Source organism: Burkholderia sp. 22PA0106 (genome assembly GCF_047497155.1).
In the GTDB taxonomy this organism is placed as follows: Bacteria; Pseudomonadota; Gammaproteobacteria; order Burkholderiales; family Burkholderiaceae; genus Burkholderia.
Window position 1 is genome coordinate 304,901 of the sequence record NZ_CP163163.1, and the last position, 17,626, is coordinate 322,526.

Annotated in this window: 14 protein-coding genes; 11 read left to right on the forward strand and 3 right to left on the reverse strand. The window is 70.2% G+C overall.

The window, feature by feature from the left end:
* Window positions 1-91: 91 nt before the first annotated feature.
* Window positions 92-1,630, reverse strand: a complete 1,539-nt coding sequence (locus tag AB4850_RS16275) for a TAXI family TRAP transporter solute-binding subunit (protein ID WP_414444067.1) — start codon at window positions 1,628-1,630, stop codon at window positions 92-94.
* Between the two features lie 437 nt (window positions 1,631-2,067).
* Here AB4850_RS16275 and AB4850_RS16280 point away from each other — a divergent pair, with 437 nt between their 5' ends.
* Window positions 2,068-2,433 carry a BON domain-containing protein gene (locus tag AB4850_RS16280; protein ID WP_414444068.1) on the forward strand — a complete coding sequence of 122 codons (366 nt, stop codon included), beginning with the start codon at window positions 2,068-2,070 and terminating at the stop codon, window positions 2,431-2,433.
* 107 nt (window positions 2,434-2,540) lie between these two features.
* On the opposite strand, the gene AB4850_RS16285 is transcribed toward AB4850_RS16280, so the two are convergent.
* The gene (locus AB4850_RS16285) at window positions 2,541-3,329 is read right to left on the reverse strand and encodes a sulfite exporter TauE/SafE family protein (protein WP_414444069.1); all 789 of its coding nucleotides are present in this window, start codon (window positions 3,327-3,329) and stop codon (window positions 2,541-2,543) included.
* A gap of 627 nt (window positions 3,330-3,956) precedes the next feature.
* Between AB4850_RS16285 and AB4850_RS16290 the strand changes: the two genes are divergently transcribed.
* The 5 genes from AB4850_RS16290 to groL all read left to right on the forward strand — a co-directional run bounded on the left by AB4850_RS16290 (window position 3,957) and on the right by groL (window position 12,807).
* Complete coding sequence (locus AB4850_RS16290) at window positions 3,957-6,992, forward strand: beta strand repeat-containing protein (RefSeq protein WP_414444070.1); 3,036 nt, start codon at window positions 3,957-3,959, stop codon at window positions 6,990-6,992.
* 381 nt (window positions 6,993-7,373) lie between these two features.
* Window positions 7,374-9,095, forward strand: coding sequence for a dihydroxyacetone kinase subunit DhaL (gene dhaL / locus AB4850_RS16295; protein WP_414444071.1), 1,722 nt, complete (start codon window positions 7,374-7,376; stop codon window positions 9,093-9,095).
* A 192-nt stretch (window positions 9,096-9,287) separates the two neighbouring features.
* Window positions 9,288-10,346 carry a tRNA 2-selenouridine(34) synthase MnmH gene (gene mnmH / locus AB4850_RS16300; protein ID WP_414444072.1) on the forward strand — a complete coding sequence of 353 codons (1,059 nt, stop codon included), beginning with the start codon at window positions 9,288-9,290 and terminating at the stop codon, window positions 10,344-10,346.
* Window positions 10,347-10,818: 472 nt separating this feature from the next.
* On the forward strand, window positions 10,819-11,112 hold the full coding sequence (locus tag AB4850_RS16305) for a co-chaperone GroES (RefSeq protein WP_414444073.1): 294 nt from the start codon (window positions 10,819-10,821) through the stop codon (window positions 11,110-11,112).
* A gap of 54 nt (window positions 11,113-11,166) precedes the next feature.
* Window positions 11,167-12,807 carry a chaperonin GroEL gene (gene groL / locus AB4850_RS16310; RefSeq protein ID WP_414444074.1) on the forward strand — a complete coding sequence of 547 codons (1,641 nt, stop codon included), beginning with the start codon at window positions 11,167-11,169 and terminating at the stop codon, window positions 12,805-12,807.
* Window positions 12,808-12,954: 147 nt separating this feature from the next.
* On the opposite strand, the gene thiD is transcribed toward groL, so the two are convergent.
* Window positions 12,955-13,821, reverse strand: a complete 867-nt coding sequence (gene thiD, locus AB4850_RS16315; protein ID WP_414444075.1) for a bifunctional hydroxymethylpyrimidine kinase/phosphomethylpyrimidine kinase — start codon at window positions 13,819-13,821, stop codon at window positions 12,955-12,957.
* A 369-nt stretch (window positions 13,822-14,190) separates the two neighbouring features.
* Here thiD and AB4850_RS16320 point away from each other — a divergent pair, with 369 nt between their 5' ends.
* The 5 genes from AB4850_RS16320 to pyrR all read left to right on the forward strand — a co-directional run bounded on the left by AB4850_RS16320 (window position 14,191) and on the right by pyrR (window position 17,622).
* Window positions 14,191-14,361, forward strand: a complete 171-nt coding sequence (locus AB4850_RS16320) for a rubredoxin (protein ID WP_006400971.1) — start codon at window positions 14,191-14,193, stop codon at window positions 14,359-14,361.
* Between the two features lie 125 nt (window positions 14,362-14,486).
* Window positions 14,487-15,803, forward strand: a complete 1,317-nt coding sequence (locus AB4850_RS16325) for a hypothetical protein (protein WP_414444076.1) — start codon at window positions 14,487-14,489, stop codon at window positions 15,801-15,803.
* Window positions 15,804-16,101: 298 nt separating this feature from the next.
* Complete coding sequence (locus tag AB4850_RS16330) at window positions 16,102-16,680, forward strand: YqgE/AlgH family protein (RefSeq protein ID WP_414444077.1); 579 nt, start codon at window positions 16,102-16,104, stop codon at window positions 16,678-16,680.
* Window positions 16,677-17,117, forward strand: a complete 441-nt coding sequence (gene ruvX / locus AB4850_RS16335; RefSeq protein ID WP_414444078.1) for a Holliday junction resolvase RuvX — start codon at window positions 16,677-16,679, stop codon at window positions 17,115-17,117. The genes AB4850_RS16330 and ruvX overlap by 4 nt, the downstream gene beginning before the upstream one ends.
* The gene (gene pyrR / locus AB4850_RS16340; RefSeq protein WP_414444079.1) at window positions 17,104-17,622 is read left to right on the forward strand and encodes a bifunctional pyr operon transcriptional regulator/uracil phosphoribosyltransferase PyrR; all 519 of its coding nucleotides are present in this window, start codon (window positions 17,104-17,106) and stop codon (window positions 17,620-17,622) included. Before ruvX ends, pyrR begins: the two co-directional genes overlap by 14 nt.
* Window positions 17,623-17,626 lie beyond the last annotated feature (4 nt).

Below are 17,626 nucleotides of genomic sequence, written 5' to 3' on the forward strand. Positions count from 1 at the left end.
TCCTGTGGAATGGCGCGGGGCGGCGCGGCCCGCGAGCCGTCATGGTACGCAATGGCGGAGCCGCGTGCAGCAATCGCGGCGAATCGGCCGTTCACGCGTCGCCGGGGTGCGGGCCGGGCGGCGCGGGCGGCAGCGCCGTGTCGAGCGCAGCGGCCGCGGCCAGCGCCGTCGCGCCGGTGGCGAGCGGGTGGGCGGCGGCAGGCGCGCCGGAATCGGCCGCGTCACGCGGGGCCGGATTCGGGGAAGGCGGGGCGCCCGCCGCCCCGTCGCGCGCGCCGCGCGTGGCGTCGTCCTGCGTCAGCAAACGCTCGCGCACGAAGCCGATGTGCTCGCGCAACACGTAGAACTGCCCCGCATAGGCAAGCGGCATCTTCATGCGGTTGACGGCGTCTTCCACGTCGTCGAGCTTGTCGAGCAACGCGGCGCGCTCGCGCGGCGACAGCTCGCCGAGCGCACTGCGCTCGAGCGTGATCAGCGCGCCGTACCAGCGGTAGATTCGCGAGCGCACGCGCCAGCCGTACAGCAGCGGCACGAAGCGCAGCCCGGGGATCAGCACCACCACCAGCGGCACCACGATCACCAGCAGCCGGTCGACCAGGCTCGCCACCCAGAACGGCAACTGGCGGTAGAGGAAGGTCTTGCCCGACTTGTAGTAGCGCGCCGCATCGTCGGACAGCGCGATGCTGCTGTGCGTGACCGGCGACGGGAATTCGCCTGCGCGCTGCAGGATCGTGGCGCGGCCCTGCACCTCGCGCGCGGCCTCGATCAGCAGGTCCGACAGCGCCGGATGCAGCGAATCGCGCGCGATCAGCTCGACGGTGGGCGACAGCGTGTGGATGTCTTCGGCCGGCAGATTGGTGCCGGGGTCGTAGACGCCCATCGGCAGCGTGATGTCGGTCAGGTAGGGCAGGCGGCGCGCGTAGGCGTCGGCTTGCGGGAACGAGTAGAAGCGCACGCCCGGCGCGCGGAACAGCTTGGCCATCACCGGAATCTGGGTCGAATCGCCCGACAGGAACGCCGCGTCGATCTTGCCGTCGATCAGCGCGCGGGCGGCGTCCTCGCCGGCCAGCGGCAGAAGTTGGGTGGCGCCGCCCGGCAGGATGCCGTTCAGCTTCAGCAGCGCCAGGCCGAGTTCGTGCGAGCCGCTGCCGTCCGGGCCGAGCGCGAGGCGCTTGCCGCGAAACTGCGAGAGCCGCTGCACCGGCGCGCCGCGATACAGGATCGCGATCGGCACGTAGCCCACGCTGCCGAGCGAAACCAGTTGATCCGGCGGGGTTTTCTGTTCGAGCCCGCTCTGCACGAACGCGACGTCCACCTCCGCATGCGGATCGAGCAGGCGCTGCAGGTTCTGCGCCGAGCCCTCGGACGGCAGCACGTCGAGCGTGATGCCGTTCTTGGCGAGGATTCGCTTGTACTTCTGCGCGGCCGACCAGTTGGTGCTGCCCGGCGGCCCGGCCGACAGCGTCAGGTGGGTGGGCGGCGCGGGCTGGATCAGCCGGATCGCGAGCCAGATCGCCGCGCCGCCGAGCAGCAGCGCCGGGCCGAACGACATCGCCAGGTCGCGCCACGACACCGTCACGAAGCGGGTGAGGATCGGGTGCGGGCGACGGGAGCGGGGCGGTTCGGTCATCGGAGCGGGAGGGGCGGGGCAGGCCGGTTCGGCGCAGGATGTTCAGGCATCCTGAATCGCGACGATGGTAACCGAGTTCGACGGCGGCGAGGCAGGCCGGGCGGGGGATTCGGGAAGGTCCGGATGGCCGCGCGCCACACTTGCGATCCGTAACGCAAAGGCTTTGCGCTTCGCGTGCCGCTGGATTACATTGTGCGACGCAGCCGCGCCTTGTCCGTCGCGGCGCGACCCGGCGCTTCACTTCCAGATCGGGCGCGAGACGGACGAGGCCCGGCAGTCCGGCCAGCCCAGCGCTGGCCGGGCGGACGCAGCGCCTCTCGATTGCTTCGTGGAAATGTCGGCCGGCGGCTCATGCCGCCGGCCGTTTTCTGGGGGTTCACCGGCCACGGTTCGTCAATGAACGAACCTCGCCGGCAATACAAGGACAAGGAGCAAACATGAAGTCGATCGTGTGGAAGGCACTGGGCAGCGCGGTAGTGGCGGCGCTCGTATGCGGCAATGTGTATGCGCAGGCGAGCGATGCGGCCAGCACCGACGCGCCGGCGGCCACCAAGAGCACGTCGAAGGCTGGCGCCAAGACGGTTCGCAAGCAGAACCGCCAGCTCGGCTACGCGGTGCGCAAGGCCATCACGAAGGCCGGCGGCATCGATGTGTCGAACATCACCGTGCGCTCGAAGGGCGGCGCGATCTCGCTGCAGGGCTCGGTGCCCGACGCATCGCAGATCGACAAGGCCGGCGATGCCGCCAAGGGCGTGAAGGGCGTCACGTCGGTCGACAACAAGCTGACCGTCCAGCAGCAGTAAGGCGCTGGCAGCGCGCGGCGCGGCGGTTTCGCCGCGTTGCGCGCGTTTCCCTCCGGTTTTTCCCTCGTTTTTTCTTTCCCCGCGAATTTCCCGCCGCCCGCCCGTCCTCAGACGGTGACGAGCTTCAGCCCCACCGCCACCAGCGTGGCCGCCAGCACGTTGCGCAGCAGGCGCTCCGGCGCGCGCGTCGACAGATGGCTGCCGACCACGATGCCCGGCAGCGAGCCGAGCAGCAGCGACACCAGCATCGACCAATCCACCGAGCCGAGCAGCCAGTGGCCCATGCCGGCCACCAGCGTGAGCGGCACCGCGTGCGCGATGTCCGAGCCGACGATGCGCGTGGTCGAGAGCGTGGGATACAGCAACAGCAGCACCGTGACGCCGATCGCACCCGCGCCGACCGAGGTCAGCGACACCAGCACGCCGAGCACGACGCCGGTCAGCACGGTCAGCGCGACGGTGCGCACCGGGTTCGGCGCGAACGCGTGGCGCGAGGCGAACGCGGCCAGTTGCGGGCGGAACACCAGCGCGACCGAGGTCAGCAGCAGCGCCGCGCCGAGCACGATCTGGATCAGCCGGTTGGTGGACGCCGAGCCGAAGCCGTGCGCGTGCAGCAGCCAGAGCGTGAGCGCCGCGGCCGGCACGCTGCCCGCCGCGAGGCGGCCCGTGATGCGCCAGTCGATCGAGCCTTTCGAGCCGTGCACCAGCGTGCCGGTGGCCTTGGTGGCTGCCGCGTAGAGCAGGTCGGTGCCGACCGCCGTGGCCGGGTGGACGTTGAACAGCAGCACCAGGATCGGCGTCATCAGCGAACCGCCGCCGACGCCGGTCAGGCCTACGAGGAAGCCGACGAACAGGCCGGAAGCGGTGTACAGCAGATCGATATGAGGAAACGACATCGGCTAGGCTCGAAGGGGTGGGCGCGGGACCAAACCCGGCATTGTCGCAAAACTGGCGTCCGGGCGTGGGAATCTCCGTCGGAACGTCGCAGAGAGGGCCGGCAAGGGCATTCGTCAGACCATGAAAAATGATTGCCGCGCGAGCACGGGCAATCGGAATGAATCGGGGATTGCCGCGCAAAGAAAATCGCGCGAGCGATTGAAACGCTCGTATCGGAAATGTTTAAAAAATAATTCGATGCGATTTCGATCGATTCGGCGGGAGGCTTGTCCGGTGTGCGATCGCACGGCATCGTTGCGCAATGCTTCGGTGCCGGATTGGTGAAAAGCCGACCTGTCATTTCCAATAGGGTGATTGGCATTCGATATTCGCGCCGTTACGGCGATCGTGCGTAACGTTCCATTCGACTGTTACGTTACGCCGGTGAATCGCGACGAATTCCTGGCTGGCCCGCACGATCGCGTGTTGCGGCGCCGTCGTGCACGAACCCCGCCATTCCCGGGGGTTTGTCGGATGTTTGTTCGACGAACCGCGCCGTTGACAATTGGCTTGCCGCACTGGCACGGACCCTGCAATGGACTCAGCCGTCATACCCGACGGCAAGACCAACTGACATGGGGTCAACAATGAAACAACACTTCAAGTTGTCGAGCATCGCGCTTTCGGCGCTGACGGCATTCGGTATCGCAGCGGCGCAGCCCGCGATGGCCGACGCCGGCACGGTCGTCAGCGATCTGGGGGCCAATCTGAATCTGGGCAGTTCGCTGAACGCGAGCGGGGCGACGCTCGGCGGCACCGGCAGCCTGGCCGGCTCGTCGCTCGGCGTGAGCGCGGCGATCAACGCGATCGACGGCGTCGCGCTGACGGTGACGGCGAACGGCGCGAAGGTGATCGATCTGGCGCTCGGCAATGTCGTCGGGCCGCTCAAGACTTCGCTCGGCGGGCTCGCCAGCACGGTCGGCGCGCTGGCGCAGAACACGCCGCTATCGGGTGTCGTCTCGGGTTTGCAGACGGCGTTGCAGAACCCGACCGGTGCGTTGTCCGGCATCGTCGGCACCGCGAGCGGGGCGCTGTCGAGCGGCGCCGCGGCGCTGGCCAACGGCGCGGGCGCGTTGGCGACCGGCATCCACTCGGCGGCGGGCACGGCGGCCGGCGCGCTGTCGAACGGGCTGGGCGCGGCGTCGGGGGCGTTGTCGTCGGGTGCGGGCGCGCTGGCGGGTGGTGTGTCGAGCGGGTTGGGCAAGGCGTCGGGGGCGCTGGCTTCGGGCGCCGGTGCGCTGGCCGGTGGACTCGGCTCGGCGGCGGGCGGCTTGCAGGCGGTGGGCGGCACGGTCGTGACGGGGCTGTCGACGGGGCTTGGCTCCGCGACGGGCGGGCTGAAGTCGGTGGCCGGGACGGTTGCGGGCGGGTTGTCGAACGGGGCGGGTGCGTTGGCGGGTGGCCTTGGTGCGGCGACTGGCGGGTTGAATACGGTGGCCGGTACGGTCGCGGGTGGGTTGTCGAACGGCGCGGGCGTGCTGGCCGGCGGCCTTGGTGCGGCGACGGGCGCGTTGTCGTCGGGTGCGGGTGCGCTGGCAGGTGGGCTTGGTGCAGCGGCTGGCGGGTTGCAGTCGGTGGCCGGGACGGTTGCGGGCGGGTTGTCGAACGGGGCGGGCGCGCTGGCCGGCGGCCTTGGTGCGGCGACGGGCGCGTTGTCGTCGGGTGCGGGTGCGCTGGCAGGTGGGCTTGGTGCAGCGGCTGGCGGGTTGCAGTCAGCGGCCGGGACGGTTGCGGGCGGCTTGTCGAACGGGGCAGGCGCGTTGGCCGGCGGCCTTGGTGCGGCGACGGGTGGTTTGAATACGGTGGCCGGGACGGTTGCGGGTGGTCTGTCGAACGGCGCGGGCGCACTGGCCGGTGGCCTCGGTGCGGCGGCGGGCGGGTTGAATACGGTAGCCGGGACGGTCGCGGGCGGCCTGTCGAGCGGCGCAGGCGCACTGGCGGGCGGCGTATCGAGCGGCCTCGGCACGGCGTCGGGTGCATTGGCCTCGGGCGCGGGTGCGCTGGCTGGTGGCCTCGGTACGGTGTCGGGTGCGTTGTCGTCGGGGGCCGGTGCATTGGCAGGCGGCCTCGGCGCGGCGGCGGGTGGGCTGAACACGGTGGGCGGCACGATCGCGAGCGGCCTGGCGAATGGCCTCGGCACGGCGTCGGGCGCATTGGCCTCGGGTGCAGGTGCACTGGCAGGCGGCCTCGGTGCGGCGGCCGGCGGCCTGAATGGCGCGGCGGGCACGGTCGCGAGCGGTGTGCAAAACGGCCTCGGTGCGGCCACGGGCGCACTGTCGAGCGGCGCGGGTGCACTGGCCGGCGGCCTGGGCTCGGTGGCTGGTGGTCTCGGCTCGGCGGCGAGCGGCCTGAACGGTGCAGCCAGCACGGTCGCGAGCGGCCTGCAAAACGGCCTCGGCGCAGCCACGGGCGCACTGTCGAGCGGTGCGGGTGCACTGGCCGGCGGCCTGGGCTCGGTGGCCGGTGGTCTCGGCTCGGCGGCGAGCGGCCTGAACGGTGCAGCCAGCACGGTTGCAAGCGGCTTGCAGAACGGCCTCGGTGCGGCCTCGGGCGCGTTGTCGAGCGGTGCGGGTGCGCTGGCTGGTGGTCTTGGTTCGGCCGCGGGTGGTTTGAACACGGTGGCAGGCACGGTCGCAAGCGGTCTCCAGACCGGCCTCGGCACAGCCACGGGCGCACTGTCGAACGGCGCGGGCGCGCTGGCCGGCGGCTTGAACTCGGCCGCAGGCGGTCTGTCGACGGTGGCCGGCACGGCATCCGGCGCACTGTCGAGCGGAGCCGGCGCGTTGGCCGGCGGCCTCGGTACCGGCGCAACGGCCCTGTCGGGCGCGCTCGGCTCGGGCGCGAATGCCCTGTCTGGCGGCGCGCAGGCCGTGGCGAGCGGACTCGGCACCGGTGCGACCGCCGTCACGGGCCTGGTCGGCAGCATCAATCCGGCCACGGCGGTCACCGGCGTCCTGAACGCCGCGACCTCGGGCCTCGGCAACGCGGCCGGCACGCTGACGGGCGCGCTCTCGTCGGTGCCGACGGCCGCCGTGACCGGCGTGGTCAACGCCGCGTCGTCGGGCCTGTCGTCGACGGTCAACGGCGTCGGGACGGTGGCGAGTTCGATCGCCAGCACCGGCCCGGCCGCCGTGACGGGCGTCGTCAACGCGGTCACCGGCGTGGTTGCCGGCAACCCGATCGCGCCGATCACGTCGCTGGTCGGCAACCTGTCGGGCGCGCTGCCGGTGTCCACGGTGACGGGCGCGGCCACCACGGTCGCGAACACGCTCACGGGCGGCCTGTCGACCGCTGCCCAGACGGGCCTGGCCGCCACCACGGCGCTGGGCGCGGCCGGCTCGACGCTCGCGTCGACCACCGGCGCCACGCTCGGCACCCTGGCGACCTCGGGCGCGACGGCGCTCGGCACGGTGGCGTCGACCGGCGTCACGACGGTCGGTGCGGTGGGCAACGTGGTGACGCAGACGGTCGGCGCAGTCGGCGCGGCGCTGCCGGGTGTGGCGATCACGCCGTCGTCGGGCGCGTCGGGCACATCCGGCTCGTCGGCGAGCGCGGGCACGCTGCTCTCGCCGGTGACCTCGCTCGTCACGACGCTGGCCGGCGCGGCGCTGCCGCGCAAGTAAGCCGACGCGCTGCGGCGCGCGGCATCGGCGGGTCAGGCTGTCCGGCAACGGCGCGCCTGGCCGCGCCCCCGGCCCACCGGGCCGGATCGCAGGCGGTACGACCTTCGTGTCGTACCGCCTTTTTTTGTGGCACGGCCGCCTTCGCCGGCCCGCTTGCCCCGAATCGAATCCTCACGGGAACTCGCCCGCGACGCGCGGTCGAACCGGCTTGCAGCATCCCGTACACGACGGGGACGTCGGCAGCCGAGGCAATCACCCAGGCCAGGTCTTATAGTGAAGCCCACCCGCGCCCCGCCATGCCGGCGACGCGTGGCGCCGGACCACCGGCCGCCGATTCCGGAGACGAGCGGGAGCCCCGCTCCCAGACAGAGGACCTGCCGAATGAAAAAACTGATCAACGATGTCGAACGCGTGGTGCCCGACCTGCTGAACGGGCTGGTCGCGCTGAATCCCCATCTGGCCTTGCTGGCCGGCCGGACCATCGTGGTGCGCGCCGATGCGGCCGAGGCCGCGTCGCGCGGCGAGGTCGCGCTGGTGTCGGGCGGCGGCGCGGGGCACGAGCCCGCGCACGCGGGCTACGTGGGCGCCGGCATGCTCAGTGCGGCGGTGGCCGGCGAGGTGTTCACGTCGCCGTCGGTGGACGCGGTGCTCGACGCGATTCGCGCCGTGGGCGGCCCGGCGGGCGTGCTGTTGATCGTCAAGCACTACACGGGCGACCGGCTCAACTTCGGGCTGGCCGCCGAGATCGCGCGCGCCGAGGGCATCGAGGTCGAGATGGTGATCGTCGCCGACGACGTGGCGCTGGCCGCGCGCGGCGAACACGCCGGACGGCGCGGCCTGGCCGGCACGGTGCTGGTTCACCGCGTGGCCGGCGCGGCGGCCGCCGCCGGGCTGCCGCTTGCCGAGGTCGCGCGGCACGCCCGCGAGACGGCCGAGGCGCTCGGCACGATGGGCGTGGCCTTGTCGGCGTGCACGGTGCCGGCGGCCGGCACGCCCGGCTTCACGCTCGGCGAGCGCGAGATCGAATGGGGGCTCGGCATCCACGGCGAGGCCGGCGTCGAGCGCGCCGAACTCGAATCGGCCGATGCGGTGGCGTCGCGCCTGATCGCCCGCATCGCCGACGATCTCGCGCTCGACGCCGGCGCGCGCGTCGCGCTGCTCGTCAACAACCTCGGCGGCACGCCGCCGGGCGAACTCGACATCGTCGCCGACGCGGCGCTGCGCGCGCTGGCCGCACGCGGCCTGGTGGCCGAGCGCGCCTGGGCCGGCACGTTCCTCAGCGCGCTCGACATGGCCGGCATTTCGCTGACGCTGCTGCGCGTCGACGATGCGCGCCTCGCCTGGCTGGACACCCCGACCGAGGCGCCCGCCTGGCCCGCCCGCGCGGGCCGCGTCGCGCCGCAGGAAAGCCGCCCGGTGCCGGCCGCGCCCGGCGCGGGCCGCAACCTCGGCGGCGACGGCCCGCGGCTCGCCGCCGACGCCACGCTGCGGCGCGTGATCGACGCCGTTTGCGCCAGGCTGCACGCATCGGAAGCGACGCTGACCGAGATGGATCAGCGCGTCGGCGATGGCGATCTCGGCATCAGCCTGTCGCGCGCCGCGCAGGCGATCGAAGCCGAGGCGGGCGGCTGGCCCGACGCGTCGCGGCCGGCCGCGGTGCTGCGCGCGATGTCGGCCACCATCCGGCGTGCCGTGGGCGGCACCTCCGGCCCGCTCTACGCGGCGATGCTGATGCGCGCGGCGGCGGCGCTCGACGGCGCGGCGAAGCCCGATGCGTCGGCCTGGGCCGAGGCGTTCGCGGCCGGTGTCGACGGGGTGTGCGAGATCGGCGGCGCGCGGCCTGGCGAGCGCACCATGATCGATGCGCTCGATCCGGCCGTGCGTGCGTTGCGCACCGCGCTCGACGCGACCGGCGGCGATCTGCGCCAGGCGCTCGATGCATCGGCCGCCGCGGCCGCCGAAGGCGCGGCCGGTACCGCCACGCTGATGCCGCGGCGCGGCCGGTCGAGCTATCTCGGCGAGCGCGCGCTCGGCCATCCCGATCCGGGCGCGCATGCGGTCGCGCTGTGGCTGGCCGCGATCCGCGACGCGCTGCGCGACTGAGCCGGCCGCCGTCAATCGACCGGCTGGCCGCATCGGCGCCCCGCCCGAAGCCGGGCGGGGCCGCGAGCGCCGCTCGACATCGAGCGCATCGCTGCGATGGACGATCACCTTGCCGTCGCCCGGGCCGCCCCCGGCCCGCGTGCGATAATCCGCGCCTGTCTGTCCCGCCTGTGCCTCGCGCACCCGCCTGCCGTGAATCCCTTTCTTGTTCCGCTGTCCCGCGTCGACGAATTCGACGAGATCATCGACGTGCGTACGCCGCTCGAATACGCGGAAGACCACATCCCCGGTGCGTTGAACGCGCCCGTACTCAGCAACGATCAGCGCGTGGTGATCGGCACGATGTACAAGCAGGTGTCGCCGCACGAGGCGACGCGCCTCGGCGCGGCCTGGGTCGCGCGCAACATCGCGGAGCACCTCGAAACCACCTTCGCCGACCGGCCGCTCAACTGGCGTCCGCTGATCTATTGCTGGCGTGGCGGCAAGCGCTCCGGCTCGATGACGTCGTGGTTCAACCTGATCGGCTGGCGCGCCCGGCAACTCGACGGCGGCTACAAGACCTATCGCCGCTGGGTTGTCGACGAGCTCGACGCGCTGCCCGCGCGATTCCGCTACATCGTGTTGACGGGCCGTACCGGCAGCGGCAAGACCCAATTGCTCGGCGCGCTCGGCCGGGCCGGCGCGCAAACCGTCGACCTTGAGCGGCTGGCGGTGCATCGCGGCTCGCTGCTCGGCGCGCTGCCGGGGGCGGCGCAGCCCACGCAGAAGGGTTTCGATACGGCGCTGGTGCTGGCGCTGCGCGCGCTCGATCCCGCGCGGCCGGTGTTCGTCGAGGCGGAGAGCCGCAAGATCGGGCAGATTACGCTGCCCGACACGATGCTGGCCGGCATGCACGCGGCGCGTTGCGTGGCCGTCAAAACGGCGCGCGACGAGCGCGTGGCGCTGCTGTTGCGCGATTACGGCCATCTGTTCGACGACCCCGCCGCGTTCATGCAGCAGCTCGCGCGGCTGACCGAGCTGCACGGCCACGCGCGCATTCGCGACTGGCAGGCGCTGGCCGAGGCCGGCGCGCGCGACGTGCTGTTCGAATCGCTGATCGACCTGCATTACGACCCCGCCTATGCACGCAGCAGCCGCGCTTCGTTCCGGCAACTGGCCACCGCCCCCGCGTTCGCGTTCCGGCCGATGGCGGACGAGGCCGATCAGGCGGCCCAGGCGCAGGCCCTGTTGGCGCAGGTGGGGGCGGCCTGAGCCGTGACCCGTTGCGCGCCGTTGCCGGGAACTCCCGGCGCTCGCCCGGACTCCATGCTGGCGTCGCGGTCGCGTTGCGGTTCACGCCGCTGTCGCGCGCGCGGCCTATCGTCTGCGGGCAGCACGTCGCGCCGGGCGCGATCCGGGCAGACGAATCGCCGGTCGCGGGCTGGATCGCAGCCGGCTGCCAGGGTGCCAACGCGTGCCAAAAGCGCGGGCGCACGGTGCGGCAGATTGTTTTTTATGCACCCGTTTTCTGGGGAAATTCGATCAAGCGATTGAATTAAAAGGAAAAGATCGAATCGAGGGTAGGCGGAAGCCGGTAAAAAACCTTTCCCTTCCGTCCTTGAATTTGTCAAACCTCGTCCATATAATTAGCACTCGCTGCACGAGAGTGCTAACAACTTCGCCGCCGGGCGACAGCCCGACGGCATCCCTCAGTGTTACTTCAGTTTCTCAAAGAGGAGTGAAAATGAACCTTCGTCCTTTGCACGATCGCGTGATCGTCAAACGCCTGGATCAAGAAACCAAGACGGCCTCGGGCATCGTGATCCCCGAAGCAGCGGCTGAAAAGCCGGATCAAGGCGAAGTGCTGGCGATCGGCCCGGGCAAGCGCGACGACAAGGGCGCTCCGATCGCGCTCGACGTGAAGGTCGGCGATCGCGTCCTGTTCGGCAAGTACGCGGGCCAAGCCGTCAAGGTCGACGGCAAGGAAGTGCTCGTGATGCGCGAAGAAGACATCATGGCCGTGGTCAACGCAGCGTAAGCCTGCGAATACGCTACTCAGCGATCCCATTCCAGAGAATTCAAGGAGTAAAAGATGGCAGCTAAAGACGTCGTATTCGGCGATTCCGCCCGTTCCAAAATGGTTGAAGGCGTGAACATCCTGGCCAACGCGGTCAAGGTCACGCTGGGCCCGAAGGGCCGCAACGTGGTGCTCGAGCGTTCGTTCGGCGGCCCGACGGTCACGAAGGACGGCGTGTCGGTCGCCAAGGAAATCGAGCTGAAGGACAAGCTCCAGAACATGGGCGCGCAAATGGTCAAGGAAGTCGCTTCCAAGACCAGCGACAACGCCGGCGACGGCACGACGACGGCAACCGTCCTCGCGCAATCGATCGTTCGCGAAGGCATGAAGTACGTCGCATCGGGCATGAACCCGATGGACCTGAAGCGCGGCATCGACAAGGCCGTCGCGGCAGCCGTGGAAGAGCTGAAGAAGATCAGCAAGCCCTGCACGACGAACAAGGAAATCGCACAGGTCGGCTCGATCTCGGCGAACAGCGATTCGTCGATCGGCGATCGCATCGCTGAAGCGATGGACAAGGTCGGCAAGGAAGGCGTCATCACCGTCGAAGACGGCAAGTCGCTGGCCGACGAACTGGACGTCGTCGAAGGCATGCAGTTCGACCGCGGCTACCTGTCGCCGTACTTCATCAACAACCCGGACAAGCAAGTCGCCGTCCTCGACAACCCGTTCGTGCTGCTGCACGACAAGAAGGTGTCGAACATCCGTGACCTGCTGCCGGTCCTGGAACAAGTCGCGAAGGCTGGCCGTCCGCTGCTGATCATCGCTGAAGACGTCGAAGGCGAAGCACTCGCCACGCTGGTGGTCAACAACATCCGCGGCATCCTGAAGACCGTCGCCGTCAAGGCTCCGGGCTTCGGCGACCGTCGCAAGGCCATGCTGGAAGACATCGCGATCCTGACCGGCGGTCAAGTGGTTGCGGAAGAAACCGGCCTGACGCTCGAGAAGGCAACGCTGGCCGAACTGGGCCAAGCCAAGCGTATCGAAGTGGGCAAGGAAAACACGACGATCATCGACGGCGCAGGCGAAGCCGTGAACATCGAAGCACGCGTGAAGCAAGTGCGCGCGCAAATCGAAGAAGCGACGTCGGACTACGACCGTGAAAAGCTGCAAGAGCGCGTGGCCAAGCTGGCAGGCGGCGTGGCAGTGATCAAGGTCGGCGCTGCGACCGAAGTCGAAATGAAGGAAAAGAAGGCACGTGTCGAAGACGCACTGCACGCAACGCGCGCAGCTGTGGAAGAAGGCATCGTGGCCGGTGGCGGCGTCGCGCTGATCCGCGCTCGCACCGCGATCACGGCACTGACCGGCCTGAACGCCGATCAAAACGCCGGTATCAAGATCGTGCTGCGCGCGATGGAAGAGCCGCTGCGTCAGATCGTCACGAACGGTGGTGAAGAAGCCAGCGTCGTGGTGGCAGCCGTTGCAGCCGGTACGGGCAACTACGGCTACAACGCCGCAACGGGCGAGTACGTCGACATGGTCGAAGCCGGTGTGGTCGACCCGACCAAGGTCACGCGTACGGCGCTGCAAAACGCAGCATCGGTCGCAGGCCTGCTGCTGACGACGGACGCTGCCGTTGCCGAACTGCCGAAGGAAGATGCCCCGATGGCTGGCGGCATGCCGGGCGGCATGGGCGGCATGGGCATGGACATGTAATCGACTTCGGTCGATTGCACGACGGGCGCGCAGCGATGCGCGTCCCGCCCCGCAAAACGAAAAACCCGCAGCGATGCGGGTTTTTTGTCGTTTACAGCGCGGAAAAGCCGGGGCGGCCTGCGCCCCGCCGGCGTGCGTTCAATGCATTCAGTGACGCGATGCGCCGAACGGCGGCGTGGCCGGGGCCGCCGGCGCGGCCGGCGTGTCGTCCTCGTTGCTGCGCGCCCAGAAGAAACGGTCGGGCACCCAGGCGCCCATGCCGGGCCGGAACGCGTCGCGCGCGGCCTGGTACAGGTATTCCTGCGCCTCGCGCACGGCTTCGGGCGGCTCCTGGCCATTGGCCAGCAGCGCCGCGATGGCCGAGGCGAGCGTGTCGGTCACGCCCATCAGCCGGTTCGGCGTGCGTTCCCAGAGATCCTGCCGGATCTGGCCTTCCTCGCCGTACAACGTGTTGACGAGCCGGTGCGTGCCGGTTTCGGTGGCGAGGATGTACTCGCAGCCCTGCGACAGCAGATGCGCGATCGCCGTGTCGAGGTTCGGTGCTTCCGCGTCGCCGTCGGGCTGCGCGAGCGCGATCAGCGTGGCGTGATCGGCCACCAGCAGCGTGGTTTGCGGGGCGAGCAGATCGGCGATCGATTCGCGCAGGTCGTCGGCGGCGAGCACGTGCTCGTCGTCGAGCGTGAAGTCGGGCGCCAGCACGAGCGGCACGCCGTCGTAGTCGGCCACGACCTCGGCGATCGCGCTGACCACTTCGGCGCGGGCCGTGGCGCCGATCTTGAACGCGGCGACGGGCATGTCCTCGAGCAGCATCCGGGCCTGCGCGACGACGGTGTCCGGATCGAGGCCGGTCACCTCGTCACAGGAAGCCGAATCGCGGACCGTGTAGCCGGTCAGCACCGACGTGCCGTGACAGCCCATGCTCGCCAGCGTCAGCAAATCCGCCTGCAGGCCGGAGCCGCCGGTGGGATCGAACAAGCCGAAGGTGAGGACGATCGGAGGGGCGTTGCTGGACATGAAAAATCGGGGAAAGAGAGAACGATCGGGCGGCGCACCACACGGGTGCGCCTTGCCGGTCATTATGCGTTGGAAACTTGCGCAGGACGTGGTTTTTTTAACCGAATGCAATATCTGGCGGGCGTTTGCGGCGGGTTGCCGCGCATCGGTTCGGGTCGCGGCGGGTGGCGCGCGCACGGGTGCCGCGCGATATCGTCGGCTGTGGCGAACCGCGCTTGCCTGCACGATTTTGCCCCGATGAGCGTGCCGGGATCGAGGCGACGCGGGTTGGGCGCGGGTCGTCTGGAAACCACGATGCTAGGCAGGGCGGCCGTCGGCACGTTACCATCACGTCTCCCCAAAATTGGTTTTTTCCCTGCGCGGCAAACGATGGAATACAAAAGCTGGATGTGCCTGATCTGCGGTTGGATCTACGACGAAGAAGCGGGCTTGCCCGACGAGGGCATTGCCCCGGGTACGCGTTGGGAGGACGTGCCGATCAACTGGACGTGCCCGGAATGCGGCGCGCGCAAGGAAGATTTCGAGATGGTCCAGATCTGACCGATCTCGCGAAGCAGGTGTCTCGGCCCGACTGCCGGCGCGTCTGACGCGGCGCCGGCAGCGCGGGCCGGCCGCGCGGCAGGCCCGCGTGGCGCTTCAGCCCAAGCGTCGACGGTTGCGTGCCCATGAGCCTACTGTCTCCGACCGTAATACCGATGCCCGATGCGCTGCCGAACCCCCGCGGCGGCGCGGTGCTGCTTGCCGAGGCCACGCTGGCGGAAGCCAGCACGGCCTCGGGCGAGGCGCTGCTGCGTGCACTGCGCACCGTGGCGGCCGCCTTGCGCGATGCCGGCTGGCTGGCGGCGGCGCGCTATGCCGATGCGCTGGTCGCGGCTGCGCCCGTTGCGACGCCGCCCGCTGGCGGGCTGCCGAACGACGGGTTCCGGTCCGCCTTGCGCGATTTCCGCTGGGCCATCGCCCGCCGTAACCTGCGCGAGCTGGCCTGTTCGCCGGCGCTCCACGAGCATCACGATGCCTTGCGGCGGCTGGCCGCCGTCGAAGGCGCGGCGCCGGTTGCGGCCGCGCCGGTCGACTGGCTCGCGCTGGCCGGCCGGCCGGTGCCGCCCGCGCGGCTGGCGGCGATCCCGGCCGACCGTCTCGCGCATCTGCGCGCCGGCTACGAAGCCGCCTTGCTGGTGGTGTTGCGCGAACCCGACGCACCGCCGGCCGCGGCGCTCGATACGCTCGATAGCTGTTTCGCGGCGCTGTCCAGCGCCGATCCCTACGACTATTGGCGGCTCGCCGGTGCCTGCCTGCGCGCCTTGCGCGGTGCGCCGGGGCCGGTGCTGCGGCGCTGGCTGGCGCGTGGCAACCTGCTGCTGCGCGAGCAGATGAACGGCGCGGAGGTCGCCGGCCCGGCGCAGGTGCGCGAAACGCTGGCGCTCGTCTGGCGCGATTTCGCGCTGTACGGTGCGGCGGCCGAGGATGTCGCCGAGGTCGAGTTGCTCAACGATTACGGGCTGACGGTCGACTGGCATGTCGCCGGCTCACAGGCATCGGAGATGCTCTGGGAAGTCGATGCGGCGCGCGCCGAGGCCGACGCCCTGCGCGATGCGGCGGCGGTTCGCCAACTCGGCCTGGTCACGGTCAACGGGCACGCCTACGAGGATTTCCTGCAGACGGCCGACGCGTCGATGGCCGATCTGACCGTCACGCCGGCCACGGCCGACGCCTCGCAGGCCTGGCGGGCAGCAGCCGCCGCCTTTCGCGTCGGCGCGGCCGCCGCGGCGCTCGGCCTGGGCCAGACGGCGCTGATGGCCGATGCGCTCGCGCTCGGCTGGCGCCGCATCATGCACGGGCACGCGCCGGCCGATGGCGGCGCGGCCTTGTCGGCCGGCTCGGACGGTTTGCGCGCCGCGCTCTACAAGATCGCCGCCGGGGTTGCGCCGCCCGACCTGTTCGCGGCGCGCGAGGCGCTGGCCGCCGCGCTCGAATCGGCCTGAGCGTGCGTGCCGGGCAGGGCGGTTTCGATCGTTCCCCATCTACTGTCCCGATTGCGCACGCGCCCAAAACGCAGCGGCAACGCCGGCCCCATTGCCCGATTTGCCGCACAGCGCCGCGCGCCGGCACGCCGCCGCCGCCGTTTGTTGGCTCATCGCGAACGATCGCCCCGATGCGCCTGCATCGCGCCACGCCACGCCCGCCGGTCCGCCTCGCGCGCGTGATAGAGTGCGACGTGATCCGTCATATCGACTCTTGCGGCGCCCGTTGCGCGGCAAGGTCTTTGCTAAAATTCAAACCATGCCAAAGAGTTCCGATCGCATCAATCTCACCAACCAGTTCCTGATCGCGATGCCGAGCATGTCCGATCCGACGTTCTCTGGCACGGTGGTCTATCTTTGCGATCACAGCGAGCGCGGCGCGCTCGGCCTGGTCATCAATCGTCCGACCGACATCGATCTCGAGGCGCTGTTCAAACGCATCGACCTCAAGCTGGAAATCGAACCGCTGTTGCATATCCCCGTCTATTTCGGTGGCCCGGTGCAGACCGAGCGCGGCTTCGTGCTGCACGAGCCGGTGGAAGGCAGCAGCTACAGCTCGTCCATGTCGGTCGAGGGCGGGCTGGAAATGACCACCTCGAAGGACGTGCTCGAAGCCGTGGCCTCGGGCCAGGGCCCGAAGCGTTTCCTGCTCACGCTCGGCCATGCCGGCTGGGGCGCGGGCCAGCTCGAGGACGAAATCTCGAAGAACGGCTGGCTGACCGTGGACGCCGATCCGCGCATCGTGTTCGATACGCCGGCCGAGGAGCGCTTCGAGGCCGCGCTCGGCCTGCTCGGCGTGTCGTCGACGATGCTCTCGGGCGAGGCGGGCCACGCATGAGCGGTGCGTCCGCGCGCGAAGCCACGCTGCTCGCGTTCGATTACGGCGAAAAGCGCATCGGCGTGGCCGTCGGCAATACGCTGACGCGCACGGCGCGTGCGCTTGTCATCGTTCCCAACCTGAATCGCGAGTATCGTTTCCAGGCCGTCGGCGAGCTGCTCGCCGAATGGCGGCCGGACGCGCTCGTGGTCGGCCTGCCGCTGCACCCCGACGGCACGCCCCACGAGATGACGCAGCAGGCGAAGCGCTTCGGCAATCAGTTGAACGGCCGCTTCAACCTGCCCGTGAGCTGGATCGACGAGCGTTATTCGTCGGTCGAGGCCCGTGCGAGCCTGCGCGCGCGCGGCGCGAAGGCCGACGCCATCGACGCCGAAGCCGCGCGCGTGATCCTTCAACACTACCTCGACCAGTTGCCCGATCATCATGAGTTCCATTGACGCCGAAGCGCTCTATCTCACGCTGCTCGACCAGATCCGCAGTGCCTACGGCGAGGCCGCGTTCGCGGCGGCCGACGGCCCCGTGCTCGCCGGCATCCACAGCGGCGGCGCGTGGCTGGCCGAACGTCTCGCGCGCGACCTGAAGGCGCCGGGCTTCGGCGTGATCAATGTCGCGCTGCACCGCGACGATTACGCGAAAAAGGGCCTGCACAGCCAGGCCAGCCCGACCTCGCTGCCGTTCGACGTGGACGGCCGCCGGATCCTGCTGGTCGACGACGTGCTGTCCACGGGCCGCACCGTGCGCGCCGCGCTGAACGAGCTGTACGATTACGGCCGCCCGGCCGCCGTCGAGCTGGCCGTGCTGGCCGACCGCGGCGGCCGCGAGCTGCCGGTGGCGGCGCGCTTCCTGGGCGGCACGCTGGACGTGGCGCCCGACGCCACGCTGGTGCTCGCGCACGACGACGCCCTGCAGTTCACCTTCGATCTCGAGGCGCGCACGCACTGAGCGA

Coding starts and splice junctions, on each gene's coding strand:
- AB4850_RS16275 (WP_414444067.1), bottom strand. CDS start 1,630: ATGACCGAACCGCCCCGCTCCCGTCGCCCGCACCCGATCCTCACCCGC.
- AB4850_RS16280 (WP_414444068.1), top strand. CDS start 2,068: ATGAAGTCGATCGTGTGGAAGGCACTGGGCAGCGCGGTAGTGGCGGCG.
- AB4850_RS16285 (WP_414444069.1), bottom strand. CDS start 3,329: ATGTCGTTTCCTCATATCGATCTGCTGTACACCGCTTCCGGCCTGTTC.
- AB4850_RS16290 (WP_414444070.1), top strand. CDS start 3,957: ATGAAACAACACTTCAAGTTGTCGAGCATCGCGCTTTCGGCGCTGACG.
- dhaL (WP_414444071.1), top strand. CDS start 7,374: ATGAAAAAACTGATCAACGATGTCGAACGCGTGGTGCCCGACCTGCTG.
- AB4850_RS16305 (WP_414444073.1), top strand. CDS start 10,819: ATGAACCTTCGTCCTTTGCACGATCGCGTGATCGTCAAACGCCTGGAT.
- groL (WP_414444074.1), top strand. CDS start 11,167: ATGGCAGCTAAAGACGTCGTATTCGGCGATTCCGCCCGTTCCAAAATG.
- thiD (WP_414444075.1), bottom strand. CDS start 13,821: ATGTCCAGCAACGCCCCTCCGATCGTCCTCACCTTCGGCTTGTTCGAT.
- AB4850_RS16320 (WP_006400971.1), top strand. CDS start 14,191: ATGGAATACAAAAGCTGGATGTGCCTGATCTGCGGTTGGATCTACGAC.
- AB4850_RS16325 (WP_414444076.1), top strand. CDS start 14,487: ATGAGCCTACTGTCTCCGACCGTAATACCGATGCCCGATGCGCTGCCG.
- AB4850_RS16330 (WP_414444077.1), top strand. CDS start 16,102: ATGCCAAAGAGTTCCGATCGCATCAATCTCACCAACCAGTTCCTGATC.
- ruvX (WP_414444078.1), top strand. CDS start 16,677: ATGAGCGGTGCGTCCGCGCGCGAAGCCACGCTGCTCGCGTTCGATTAC.
- pyrR (WP_414444079.1), top strand. CDS start 17,104: ATGAGTTCCATTGACGCCGAAGCGCTCTATCTCACGCTGCTCGACCAG.